General features: G+C 47.0%; 11 protein-coding genes. 1 reads left to right on the top strand and 10 read right to left on the bottom strand.

Annotation, left to right across the window (positions count from 1 at the left end; all coding sequences use genetic code 11):
• Window positions 1–63 precede the first annotated feature (63 nt).
• From MZO40_RS09285 to MZO40_RS09275, 3 genes are all read right to left on the bottom strand, one after another.
• A complete protein-coding gene (locus tag MZO40_RS09285; RefSeq protein WP_122217815.1) occupies window positions 64–1,068 on the bottom strand; it encodes a tRNA-dihydrouridine synthase in 1,005 nt (334 codons plus the stop codon).
• A 152-nt stretch (window positions 1,069–1,220) separates the two neighbouring features.
• Complete coding sequence (locus MZO40_RS09280) at window positions 1,221–1,415, bottom strand: hypothetical protein (RefSeq protein WP_050340187.1); 195 nt, start codon at window positions 1,413–1,415, stop codon at window positions 1,221–1,223.
• A gap of 270 nt (window positions 1,416–1,685) precedes the next feature.
• Window positions 1,686–3,035: an LPXTG cell wall anchor domain-containing protein gene (locus MZO40_RS09275; RefSeq protein WP_252133238.1), complete on the bottom strand. Its 1,350-nt coding sequence runs from the start codon at window positions 3,033–3,035 to the stop codon at window positions 1,686–1,688.
• Between the two features lie 445 nt (window positions 3,036–3,480).
• Here MZO40_RS09275 and MZO40_RS09270 point away from each other — a divergent pair, with 445 nt between their 5' ends.
• Entirely contained in the window at window positions 3,481–4,398 is a 918-nt protein-coding gene (locus MZO40_RS09270) for a LysR family transcriptional regulator (RefSeq protein WP_105961576.1), read from the top strand.
• Between the two features lie 98 nt (window positions 4,399–4,496).
• Here the strand turns inward: MZO40_RS09270 and MZO40_RS09265 are convergent, their stop codons facing one another.
• The 7 genes from MZO40_RS09265 to MZO40_RS09235 all read right to left on the bottom strand — a co-directional run bounded on the left by MZO40_RS09265 (window position 4,497) and on the right by MZO40_RS09235 (window position 13,186).
• On the bottom strand, window positions 4,497–5,876 hold the full coding sequence (locus MZO40_RS09265; RefSeq protein ID WP_105961575.1) for an SLC13 family permease: 1,380 nt from the start codon (window positions 5,874–5,876) through the stop codon (window positions 4,497–4,499).
• Between the two features lie 141 nt (window positions 5,877–6,017).
• Entirely contained in the window at window positions 6,018–7,490 is a 1,473-nt protein-coding gene (locus MZO40_RS09260) for a UbiD family decarboxylase (protein ID WP_003639625.1), read from the bottom strand.
• Between the two features lie 334 nt (window positions 7,491–7,824).
• Complete coding sequence (locus MZO40_RS09255) at window positions 7,825–7,938, bottom strand: hydrolase (RefSeq protein WP_105961573.1); 114 nt, start codon at window positions 7,936–7,938, stop codon at window positions 7,825–7,827.
• A 69-nt stretch (window positions 7,939–8,007) separates the two neighbouring features.
• On the bottom strand, window positions 8,008–8,268 hold the full coding sequence (locus MZO40_RS09250) for a bacteriocin immunity protein (protein ID WP_225083501.1): 261 nt from the start codon (window positions 8,266–8,268) through the stop codon (window positions 8,008–8,010).
• A 192-nt stretch (window positions 8,269–8,460) separates the two neighbouring features.
• Entirely contained in the window at window positions 8,461–9,210 is a 750-nt protein-coding gene (locus MZO40_RS09245; RefSeq protein ID WP_105961572.1) for an alpha/beta hydrolase, read from the bottom strand.
• Between the two features lie 188 nt (window positions 9,211–9,398).
• On the bottom strand, window positions 9,399–10,493 hold the full coding sequence (locus MZO40_RS09240; protein ID WP_105961571.1) for a PTS transporter subunit IIC: 1,095 nt from the start codon (window positions 10,491–10,493) through the stop codon (window positions 9,399–9,401).
• 1,280 nt (window positions 10,494–11,773) lie between these two features.
• Window positions 11,774–13,186 carry a subtype B tannase gene (locus MZO40_RS09235; protein ID WP_105961569.1) on the bottom strand — a complete coding sequence of 471 codons (1,413 nt, stop codon included), beginning with the start codon at window positions 13,184–13,186 and terminating at the stop codon, window positions 11,774–11,776.
• Between the last annotated feature and the right edge of the window lie 249 nt (window positions 13,187–13,435).

Here is a 13,435-nt window from a genome sequence, read left to right as displayed (position 1 = left end):
ACTGTCGAAAACAGCCAACTGTTGATTTTGATGTCACACCAACAATCATTCGCTAGATCTAAGCTATTCAGCCGGTAATTCAGCTTCCAAACGGTCAATAATAGCGCGAACGTCATCGGTCGTCTTCGTTTGCATTAATTCGTTGCGCAGTTCAGCTGCGTGGCGCATGCCCCGCACGTAAATCTTAAAGAAGCGCTGGAGCGGTGCGAAGTGTCCCTGTAACCCGAGGCCGATAAATTGGTCGTATAAATCCACCTGATACCGCAGTAGTTCAAGCATTTCACGCGTTGAGTGCTCCTGTGGTACTGTTTCGAATGCGTATGGATTTTGAAAAATTCCGCGGCCAATCATGATACCATCCACGCCCGGATGTGCTTGGGCCAACTTCAAGCCATCTTGATAATTGAGCACATCGCCGTTAATTTGTAGGAGCGTTTCTGGGGCCAGAGTGTCACGCATCTGAACCAGTTGGTCAATCAGCTCATAATGCGCGGGCACCTTACTCATTTCCTTCTTAGTCCGCACATGGACGGTCAGGACGGGCACTTGTTGTTTAAGTAAAAATGGAATCCAGGTCTCGTATTCACTGACATCTTCAAAACCCAGTCGCGTCTTGACACTGACTGGTAGACCGGCCTGGCGGGCACCTTCAATGACTTCTTTGGCCCGGTCAAAGTGGCGAATCAAATCACTACCACTATGGTTCTTAATGACCGCCATGTCGGGACAGCCCATATTTAAATCAATTGCTTGGTACCCCTGGTTTCTAACTTCAGCCGCTGCTTTTGAGAAATCAACACCATTATTCCCCCATAGCTGGACGATTGGCCGTGGATTTTCAGATTCGTCCACGTATAAGCGTCCACGTGTCGTAAATTTGGCTTTGGGGTGAGTGATGCTCAGCGCATTCGTGAATTCGGTATAAAAAACATCTGGTGCCGCCGCACGCATCACCACTCGGCGAAAGACGGACCCCGTCACGGCCTCCATCGGTGCAAGACTGAAGAACGGCCGGTTAGCGGCGCGCGCCTTAGTGGCAATCTGTTGCCAATATGCCGATTGCGTCATAGTGACTTCATTCCCTTCTAAAAATAATCACCTCTTCATAATAACGATGTTCGGCCCCTAAGTGCAAGCATTTTGGTGCCGCATTCGCCATTCTGACGGCAAAATAAAAGCCCGGCCGCAGCCGGACTTTTGAAAAAATAGCTAAACCTTATCTAGTGAATCAAAAATAGTGCCCACACCAGTAGTCCGATGATAAGTACCACGTTCAAGAGTTCCATCCGCAAATCAGCCAACTTCAGTGAGCTGAATGAGATACCGGCCGTTGTATCCATGTATCGGAAGAAAATCCCACTTAAAACTAAGCCAACTAACAATACAAATAGAACCATCATTCCAGTCATCATCATCACAAACTCAACTCCTCATTTGGTAAATATTTGTGGCTTTCTAAAACCATGTTCATAGTAGTCCAGTACCAGCTTTCAAGCAAGCAATTCCGGCCGAAAAACCGGCGTTCTTAGCGTTTTTTTATTAATCAAAGATGGGCATTTGAAAGCACGAAAAAGCCCTTTCGAAAGAACCCTCCGTTAAATTCTAATTTTAGTGAACGATATTGGCGCTTGCTAACATCATCCTAATTGTCGCTCAGTCACACTTGACCGTGCCCACTTGTTTCATTAATCAGTCGTGTGACGTTTGTTGCTTTGCCGCTTAAAACCAAATAAACTCATCGCCGTTAACAATACAAACCCTAATACCGTTACAACTTGATTGGTACGTTCATCAGTTTGTGGCAAAGTTGCAGTCCTAGTTGTGGTCTTAGCTGTACTCGTTGGGTTTGTTGCAATCGGATGCGTTGCGACTGGCTTCGTCACAACTGGACTAGTCGTCGTTCTTAAGGCCGACTTTACATGTGGATTAGCCGTTCCTTTAACTTGTGGTTGATCCGTTGAATGCGTCACAGTTGGTTGGGGTGTTCCGCCAACTGGTCCATCTGTGTGGTTATTATGGTGACCTGTTGGGTTGGCCGGTGTTTGTCCATTCGAGTTGTTGCCATGCCCAGTTGATTGGTCGATTGGTGCTTGTCCACCCTTGTCATTACCATGGACCGTTGTTGGCTTTGTCGGTGTTAGATTGGCCGGTGTTTGTCCACCTTTGCCATCATCAGGGCGGGCGGGCTGTTTAGCCTCGTTCAGTAATGCCGTTAAGTCACTTTGGGCCGCCGTCCGCTCTTTTTCTGCAGCTCTCACTTCCGCTTTGGCTGAATCGACGTGGTTGCGTGCCACTTTAACCGCATCTGCTGCTTTGTCGACAGCGGCCTGAGGTTTAACCGTATCATGTTCCTTCTTAGCCACACGATAATCAACTGCAGTCCCGCTGACTTCAATATCGGCGTTAGCGCGTTCTTCTTTAGCTGCCGTTAAAGCAGTTGTCGCTTTAGTTAACTTGGCTTGTGCCGCCGTCAATGCAGTCTGAGCCGTCGTTAACTTACCCTTCGCAGCGTCCAAAGCAGCTTGGTTGGCGGCACTATTATCCTTGTCAACTGCCATTTGGGCGGTTTTAACGTTCGCAGTTAATTGATCCACAGTTGCCTGGGCAGTTGTAACAGCCGTTTGAGCCGTTGCCTGGTTAGCCGTGGCAGTGTTAACGGCTTGCTTGGCCTTCGTCTGACGTGCAACTGCGGTGTCATGCAACGCGGCCATTGCATCTTGGATCCGTTGATTCATTGCCAAAACGCCATCGGCAGCTGCGAGTTCATCTTGAGCTGCTTGAGCAGCGCTCTTGGCAGCGGTCAAGGCTTGCTTAGCGTTCGTATATGTTTGATTGGCTGCGTCCACCCGCGCTTGTGCAGCTTGGACCGCTGGATGGCGGTCGACTTGAGCAGCGATTGAATCAGTCGTCTGCGTGCTTTTAGCAGTATAAACAACTGGTTTAGTCGTGATGGCCGCACTGGCAGCAACTCCCTGAGCCATCAAACCTCCAGTTAACATCGTCATTCCCATTGCAACTTTTAGTGCCTTTGTCATACGAAAACCCATCCTTTAAAAAAGTATTGACCAACACCTGAATCATCTGAATCAATTTCAGGTGTCCCCTTACAGGTCTATTTTCATTGTGCCTGAAGAAAATCTAAATACAAGTAATCCCGAGAGCACGGCGTTTTATTAATCCGCAACCACTGTTAAATACCAATCAGGCCAATTGAAAATATTTATATTTTTTCATGAAAGCGACTTTTGATCGAGCTTGTCACACCACGGTTATGCACACTAGTCTCAATAATTCACAGCCACAAACGTCAATGGTCGCTATCATGCCATCAGAAACCCATTATCGTGAAAAAAATTAACTTATATTTCAATCACCGTAACTTGCTTGCCAAATTTATCGCAGATTATAACTGTCACATAATTAGGCCGCACTCCACATCGGTGTTAAAATAGAAGCTAACTTAAGGAAAGTGTGACTGACATGACCATTAACGACCTGCAAGCATTTGTGATGGTGTACGATTTACGCCACATTTCGAACGCCGCCGTAGAACTGCATCTCTCGCAATCAGAGCTCTCCAAACGGATGCGCGCCTTGGAAAACGAACTTAACCTCCAATTAATCGACACGCATAATAAGCGCCGCCTCCAAATTACGCCCGCTGGTGAGACGTTTTATCATCACGCCCACAAAATCATTCGCGATTACGAAAACATGATGCACGACCTCGCCCCTAATCGACCGACAATTTCTAAAAACCTGGTGATTGGATCCATTCCGGTCTCGGGCCAATATAACATTGCCAAAAAGATTGCCGCTTTTGATAATCAGCACGCTGACGTTGAAATCAAGATCATTGAAGACGAAGGCGATCAAGTCGTGAAACGGCTATTGGCCGGCGAATCACAAGCCGCCATCATTCGGGACACACAGACCCATCAGCTGCAACCGACTGACTTTCAAAAGCAACCACTGCTGACCGACGAGTTAAAAATCATTTTATCCCGAAATCATCCCCTCGCTAATCGGTCGGTCATTCGACTTCAAGACCTCGCCAAGCAGAAAATTGCGACGCTTCCACCTGGCTCTGGCGTTTATGAGCCCATCAATGACCTGTTTGGCCGCCAAGGGTTGACGCCAAACTTCTTCTTTGAAAGTACGCATATTGAAACACTGCTAGGCATGCTGGACGATAGCAACGTGACCTTTCTCTTCAAGCAGTCCGTGCTACCATTCATGACTGAGCACGTCGTCATGCGTTCACTCGCCGTCCCACTGATTAGTCAACTGAACTTCGTCTATCCGCAACGCTCAGGTAATCAACTACTGACTGATTTAATCGATTACTTGACGGTAACTGCCCATGGTATCAAGACACAACCAACAATGAAACATTAATCAACACAAAAAACGCTTTTCAGCTGACCACAATTGGGCCAAATCTGAAAAGCGTTTTTTAATCAATTCAATTCTCAATTTTGGTTCTAAACCGTGGCTTATGCCAAACCAACTAAGTGGAACCAGAACATTTCAACGAGGGCCACCACGAAGACCACTGCAGTCAACGGAATCCCCAACCGCATGACGTCTTTTTGCGTGTAGCCACCACCGGTATCAGGGTCGCTACCAACTAAGACGGCTAAGTTGTGGAACGGTAAGATGTAATGCAAGTTGGTGACTGAGAAGACCAACAGTGAAACGGCCAATGGTGAGATACCCATGTGAGCAGTCGCTGCCACGAACGCAGGAATCGTAATCCCCATGACCGCGATAACGGAACCCATGAACATATGGATAATCATGGCGAAGACCGTAATCACGATTGCTAACAAGTAGATGTTCGTTGGCAAGTTACTTGGAATCAACGTTTTGGCAATCCAGTTGTTCATCCCGGTCACGCCACCGACATTCCCGATCGCAATGGCTGAGGTCAAGAAGACCAGCACATTGACGGGAACGCCTTCCCATGACTTGGCGGTCAAAATACCACCAATAACTGGTAGACTCATCATTAAGGCGACAATCAAGGTCAACCAACCAACATCCAGGCCAGTGATTCCACTTGTTAACCAGAGTGCAATCGCAATAACCAACCAAACGATCGTCCGGATTTCTTTACCAGTCATGGCGCCGAGTTGAGATTGTTGTTGCTTCAAAGCTTCAACATCAATGTGAACTTCTTGACTAGGCTTGAACAAGAATAGGAACAAGAACATCGTCAAGACGGCCGCAATGATCATTGGGACGCCCATGTAGACGAAGTAAGAGACAAAGTTGACACTTTGACCAGAAGCTTGAACAGCTAGTGGGTTCAAAGACGTATCACCAGTATAGAAGACCCCAGACAGTGGACAGGAAGCCGCAAAGACAGCCAGTCCTAATTTGGCTAAATCACGTTTTGGCATGTTAGCCGTTTCGGCAACCACCGTAATGACCGACATAATCATGAATGCACGTGGCCATGGATGTGGAATTAAGAGCGCTAAGATGAAGGTCAACGCGAAAATCGAAATCACGATACCCTTCCAACTACGCACAAATTTAATAATAAACGCGTATGCGATTCGTTGTCCCAAACCAGATTCGTTAACGGCACCGGCAATCAAGTATGCCCCAATCACAAGCCACATGATTGAACCTGTCCACGCCGACGAGAAGACTTGCTTAGGTGTCGCAACGTTCATAATAATCAGTAACATCAGGTAAATCCCACCGACATATGCTGGCTGAGCAATCTGGGTCGCCCACCACACAACAGTCATCAGACTAAGTGCCAAGTCCATTTGGCCCTTAGCAGATAAGCCGGCAATCGGTAGGAAGTAGATAATAGCAAACACAGCGATCCCGCTCAAAAAGCCAATCGTTTTCTTGTTCACGAGTTAAATGCTCCCTTCATTTTGACAGTAAAAAGCCACCCGACCAGGACGCTTCCGTGGTCTGGCGGCTCCTCACGTTATTAAAGTTAACTTGTGCGATTCGTTATTGACGGCATAACTAGTCGTAGCAAGTATTAAGGTTTATTTCAAATACTTTTCCCAGTCATCGACCTTCATGAATTGAGCCCGTTCAAATTGGTCTTTCATATCGTATGGCACAGTGCCATCGATAACCAACTTCGAACTCATCCCACGGAAACGAATCGATTTTGGATCGTATTGTGGTCGTTCTGATGGATCCAATGGATGGTTCCGCATACCAGATAAGACCATCAAGTCTTGATCAGCTTGGAAACGGGTATTCATGGTCCAAATCACATCGTTCATATCGAAAATATCAACGTCTTCATCAACTAAAATGACCGTCTTCAATTCCTTGAACGCTGAGAACGCCAATAAGGCTGCTTGCCGTTGAATCCCTTCATCCGCTTCATTATCCTTATGAATCTGCATGATGGTCATCAACTTACCACCACCAGCCGGCGGATTGTAAACGTTGGTCACTTTGCCAGGAATGGCGCGGTTAACTAACTGTAAGATACTTGCTTCGGTTGGAATACCAGCCATGCTGACATGTTCTTCGGATGGTCCGATAACACTTTGCATGATGGCATTTTCCCGATGCGTTACCGCCGTCACCTTGATGACTTGTAAGGCTGGGTTGGCATCACCATCGTAACCTGGGAATTCAGGCATCGCTTTACCCGTATGGGTGTTGATGTCTTCTTGAATCCGTTCGTTAGGCATGATGTAGCCTTCCAACGTGTATTCAGAACGTGCAATCGCCTTTTCATCAACGGTAACCCCATCGACTAATTGAACGGCTTGATTCCGAATGGCACCAGCAACCCCTAATTCGTTGTAACCAAATGGGGTGGTAGGTGGTTCAAAGGTGGCACCAATGGTAATGGCAGGATCCAAACCAATGTTGATCGTGATTGGCATTGGTTTATTGGCCTTTTCATATTCTTCAGCAAAGGCACCGATATGACGGCCACCAGGCATGATGTAGATTCCGAGCTTGTCCTTGTCTTCAAGAACCATCCGGTGAATCGTAACGTCACTCTTGGACTTGTCCATGCTTGAACCGAAGACAACACCGACCGTGATATATGGACCAGCATCTTGTGGTGTGTTGGTTGGCGCTGCAACTAACTTCCGAATATCAAAGCCTTCATCAGTTGACTTGTAAATGACTTCGTGAGCCGGTGCATCCTTTTCAGCGACCGTTTCCGGTGCAACTGGATTTGAAACTGCATCGTTAAGATATTGACCTAACGTTTGGTAATCATGATGGAACATCTTACCAACCCGACGACGGCTAGCCATTAAACCAGTCAAGACACGCGTGTCAGGAAAACCCTTCACGTTGTTGAACATCATTGCTGGACCTTCTTGTGTTGGCCGTTCAACGGTCCCACCAGCACCAATATACCGATAAACACCAGAAAGTTCCGCATTTGGATCTACTTCAACGTCGGTTTCATGATAGTTCTTCGGATCATCTTTGATCTCATCAAGTACCCGGCGTAAATCCCATGGTTGTTCTGCCATTTCAATTCATCTCCTTTAAAATTTACAAGACCATCATAATGCCAGACGTAAGCGGGTTCAATTCGGATTCAGCACTTGTATTATTCCATTCGTGAATAATACAGTCAGTGGTGGATTTTGTTGGGTGGGGATTTAGTTTGTAAAATGGGGATTGGCTTGGGCTTTGCTGGGGTCACCAGCTGTGTCAGCCACGCTGATTTGCTGATTGTCCCGCAAGACTATTATTGCTTCAATACTCAAAAACCGCATAACGACAATCCATCTGTGTGAATTGCCGTTATGCGGCTCTTTGCTTACTATAATCATTGTGAAAACATTAAAACCAATTAGTATTTCATTTAAACCAGCGTCGACCCAACTGACGACCACTTTGGTAGACAGCCAGTACCGCGGCAATCAGCCAACTAGCCGTCACTAACGCTTTGCGCATTGCGCGTCCACGAGTCATTGAATCACCCTTTCAGCCGATTGTCCTTAGTGCCCTTTCACATTCAATTCAACGCCCGATGAACCATCCCTAGGCACTCAATCGATGGCTTAGTGACAACAATTCACTCACTAACAAATTCTGTGTTGGTGTCAGCCGCAGTTGCTGGGTGAAGATCGTATAAGTGATATAATTCGTCAACTTTTTGAGCAAACTTTCATCTAACTCAGGTGTCGCTTGCAACTGCTGGTGTGCTTTGCAGAGTTCCGCGCGAATCCCTTCGTTGACCGCGGTTGGTGCCAATTCCTGATACAAATCTTGAATGATACCTTGTGCTTCGCTTTTCATCATGCACACCTTTCTTTCAGAAAACTAACCACCTTCAGTATAGTCGTCTTGGGGCCAAAAATTAAGGTAATTTTGGTTAAACCTAAACTTCGGGCTAATAGCCAACTGTTGAGACTAGTCATTACCTTCAGTGTTCAAAAATAACGCGCAATCAGTCATGATTTAAAAGGCTATGTTAACCGTGTTTTATCACGACTACTGGTCAGATTGCGCTGCGGCAACTGCCAATCGGATGGCTGGCTCCCGCGCGGCACCTGTGAAACCGTGGTCGGCGTCTGGTAGTCGATGAAGCTGGCACTGTTGATAAACCGCGTGATATTTTTCAGAAGCCTGTGGTGAAACGACTGCATCCTTGGTCCCATGAATCAAATCAACTGGTCCCGTATACTGCTGAGCGACTTCGTAAATTGGCAGCGTTTGTGCCGTCCGGAGATAGAATCCGCCAACCTTAAAGCCATCACGAATCGGCAACACCGCTGGAATGTGGTGCGGATCATAAGTCGTCCCCTGTAGCACGCCTTGTTGGGCATCCGTCTTTAACGTCGCTGCCGGCGCCATCAAGATGAGGTGATCAATTAAGTCTGGATAATAGCCGGCTAACATGCTAGCTACCACTCCGCCCTGCGAATGGCCAATCACGACTAAACGCTGATAGTTCAACGTCTGTGCGTAATCCAACACGGCTTTAGCATCCGCGACTTCATTGGGCACGGTCATATCTTGAAAACGGCCGTCACTGCGACCATGGCCATTGAAGTCGAAACGCAATACCGCTAATCCAGCCGCCAACAAACTTTGTGCGAGTTGTGGCACGATTCGACTCGAGTCATAGCCCATATCAGCCGTAAAACCGTGCATCAAGATGACCAGCGTCTGGCTGGCAACTGCCGGTTTCTCTAGCCGAGCTTGTAACGCCAGCCCATCGCGTTTAATTTTAAAATCCATTCAGATCATCTCGTTTCAACCAAGTTACCCTTACTATAGTTGATTTAGGGCGTCAATCACAACTATTTACCATAATGAATCACTACTGATTCATTCAGGATTTCGCTACGTGCCTATCAGAAAAAACACTGCCACAAGCGGAACAATTCCGAAGTGACAGTGTTTTCTTGATGACAGAAGCTTGGATTCTAAACCACTTCCAACTGGAGCTGCCGTGATTCGACCCACTTAGCAGCGACCAGTACCCGGTAGAGCACGATTGAAATGACGACTGGCATGACCACACCAGTTAGGAGATAGACCATGAAACTGTTGAAGTTGGTGGAAGCCAAGGAAATCGGCGCAATCAACGAGTTTAAGCCTAAACCAGCTAACTTATAGCTGGTAGAAAAATGAAAGACGATCGTTGCCACCGGTGCGGAAATCACGGCCGCGACCATTGGTGGAATCGCTAAACGCGGGTTAACGATCAAATTGGGAAATTGGACCTTGGGCGTGATGATTCCCTGCGCAATGTTGGCACCGAGATTATTTTGCCGAAATGACATGATCGTGAAACCGACGAATTGTGCGGTGGTTCCAATCAAGGCCGCCCCTGACGAAACGGGATCCAACATGACCGCCACGGCTAGCGCAGCTGATGAGGCTGGGGTCATCAAGAATAAGGCCCAAGCTAACGAAACTGCCATCGACCCAATCAATGGGTTCACCTTCATTGACGTTGCAATGAACTTGCTCAACCACACCAAGGCCGGCGTCGTCACTGCTGCTAAGCCTAAACCAACCACGGCACCGACAAAGGTTGCGGCCAATGGGACCAGCATCATATCGAGCGGCGTTTTTCCGGTTAAGTAATTACCGACCAAGACGGCTACTAATCCGGCAGCAACGGCCGAAATCGGTTGACCAGTCGTAAAAACCGAACTTTGCGCCGCTTGTGTCAAAGTATGGCCCGTCGCCGTCACCCCGTTCGTCGCTGATTGTGAAAAGAAGACGGCGTTCGCACCAATCGTCGACGAAATCATCGCACTAAACGTGACTAAGGTATTACTGTTGAGCATCGTCGCAATCGCAACGCCAAAGGCTGGCCCTAATAACACTTGCGCAATTGCACCCACTTGATATAATGCCGTCCAGTGAACAAAATTCGCCAACGACTGTAACAAGAGGCCAATTCCCAAACAAACTAAAATAGCATTAGAAACACCGGCTGAAACTTTATAAACGTAATCCATGGTACTCATCTTATGTGTCGCGGTATCCGCGTTAGTGGTTGCTTCCATATGTAATCCTCCTGCATTTTAATTAATAAGATTATGATTAGAGAAATGTGAGAATGGTTCTATTTAACCACGCGGCCTGAAAATTGTCAACGCCATTTTCATGATTTAGTCGCTCACTTTACTAAGGTCAACGTCCATTGAGCCTAAACGGCGACTTTACTTAGGTTTTGTTGGCAACACTAGCGCTTTAAAATACGCTTTGGGCTAGTTAATTTGTCGTGAATTATGATTAAAAAGTGCCAATTCTTAAAATCAAAAGGCAGCCAGCTGAGACCCGCTGGAAAAAGTGCGAGTTACCGTAAACTTGCTTTCGTGGATGCTTCCTACGCCGGCCTCCAGGCATTCTGGGCAATGGCTGAAACGTGGTGGACACAGATTTAAGCCGACAACCCACGTCTTAAATACTGGTCTTTCACTAACCAAGCAAAAGACGCTTGCTAAGTGAAGTTTCACCACTGGGCCTTGCCCCGAATACCTTCCAGCCGGGATGGTATTCGAAAGGCGGACATGTGCGGACCCAACTTTTTGTTGGACTAGTCGTTGATTCCTTGGCACACGGAAATTTTAATATTGAACTTTCAGATTGGTTTGTAACAATCGCTAAACTTTCTTACCAATGTTTTAGCTTTTCGAATCAGTGACTTCACGGAACTTGTCAGAGCTCTTCCTAGTTGCCTGAGATAGCAAGATCTCGAATTCTCAACGAAGATAATCTTATCGACTAAATCCAAGACCAGTTGCCATTGAAATTAGTGGCATTAAGATGAGTGAACAATATTCAGGTAATCTTCTCAGTACTCAAACGCCAGAAGTATCATCGATTCCGATTAAGCCTGTGCTTGAATGACCAGCCACCTAATATTCAGTGGTCAATTGTACCTAGATAGGTGGTCGTTCATCCGCCATTCGAGCGGCTTCCCGACTGTAGGGGCTGGCTGACAATGCTCAAGGGCGAAATTCTTCTTGTCCGGGTGAATTTCCCGGGCTTGAAGAAGACTCGTATTTGAAATTGCGCAGTGGGTTTCTGCGTGAGTTCAAATCGATGTCCGCCCTGTTCCAGCGTTGTCAGCCAGCCCCAGAAGTCGGAATAAGGCGCACATCGGCTGACGAACAGGAATCCACCAACTGGCATGATTCAATCCTAATTCATGACAAATAAACTAGAACCATACGTATCACCTCAGAATAAATCAAAAGACCCGCAATTTTGCAATTGCGAGTCTTCCGATTCAAATTATTGTCCATAAAGCGATGAAGTTAGTAGCCACGCTGAATCAGTACTACTGACACAGTCCATCGATCCAGGCAAACAGTTCACCCAAATCATAATCACCACTGTGTGGAATATCCCATGGTAAGGCAAAGTCCACGTCTCGTCCTTGGTTTTGCAACACTGTCGCCAGAATGATTGGAATTGCAAAGCTGGTATCGCGGTCGGCGGCGCCATGACGAATTCGCCAGTGTTGGGCCATCTTGGCTGACTGCTTACCAGTGAGATAGGTCAATGGATTAATGGCTTCAACGAGCTCTGGATCAGCTAGCTGTGCCGTCGCCGTCGTGTGTTCCTGTGAGAATGACGTGAAATGGCGGTTCATCACCGTAGCATCACCGAATAGTCGGTTTTCAAGGCTCCCTAAATCAAGCTGGTCAAATGCGGGCACAGCCTTCATGCGCGTCAGTGAAGTCAAATAGGCCTTTAAATCTAGCCCAGTCACTCTGCCGTTAGTCACGGTAAAACCAGCGTATTTATGAATATCTACACCCTTGTCGAGCGCTGCTTGAGCTGAATCCGTCAATAATTGGACCAAATAATTCTGAAAAGTCCCAGTCCCATCAGGCGACACTGTCAGCGCCTGACCATTCGCGTCGTGTAACTGTAACCCATTGAGATAATCACTGAATTGGCGTTTGAGGTCCGCTGATAACGATTGGTCACTTGCTGACAAAGTCCCAGTGATTGATTCGAATTTTGGCCGACCATTTTTCATTGAACCGGCGACTGGTTGGCTGCGATTCCAGTCATTGATGCCATTAAATTGCCATTCATAAGCCATATCGGCGTGTTCCAAATTGTGGATTGGGCAATAGGCCGAGACCGCAAAAATATCGTCAGTAGCTGGGGCGGCACCTAAAGTTTTTAAAGCGCCTTCAAAAAACTTTGCATTACCACTGGCACCCATCAATGCTGAGGTTGCCCCACCGGCACTTGTCCCGTTGGTAATAATCCGTTTAACATTACCTGGTAATCGTTCCTGGTTATACTTGACATACCGAACAGCGGCCTTCATATCAACGATAAACGCGGGTGCTTGGCCAACTCGTTGACCAGATTCATTGACGGTTGTATGGCCGCGCAGTCCGGCTGACACGACAACGTAGCCCCGTTTCAAAGCTTGTTTAATGGTGGTTGCGTTATTCGGCCACTGCGTCCTAGTCGGATCATCGACTGGACCGGGAAAATACCCACCAACTGTATTAGGCATAAAAATGGGTGCCGTATCTCGCGTATAGCCATTAACCGTCCCGCCGTTCTCATAAGCCGCTGGTACAAACACGTTGAGTCGCTGAATTGCCGCAGCCGGATGTTGTACATACTGAATATCATGAGCCGCAAGATAATTAATTGTTTTGCCGTCCAGCTGAATTTGTTCAGGCGTCAACCAATCAGAATCAAAAATCAAAGTATCCGTCATTCCTGTACCTCCGTTTCTATTTATGGTCACTGTAAAACAACGCTTCAAGTAAAATCAATTCATTTTTAACAATCTATTATGCCGATTAAGAATAACGGTGCGGTTCACTAGATGTCAAGGAATCAATAAGCCGCAGATTGCACTTGTCCAGATTGATGTGCACCCTAGCTAGGCTGGACCGACAGTTAAAAAGCTAAGACTACCCACGGATCCATGACAATATTGAACCCGAAAACGCCTCGCAAAAAA

Source organism: Lactiplantibacillus sp. B652, assembly GCF_023806745.1.
GTDB lineage: Bacteria > Bacillota > Bacilli > Lactobacillales > Lactobacillaceae > Lactiplantibacillus > Lactiplantibacillus pentosus.
The sequence above is the reverse complement of the archived record's forward strand: the minus strand, read 5'-3'. Positions and strand labels throughout refer to the sequence as shown.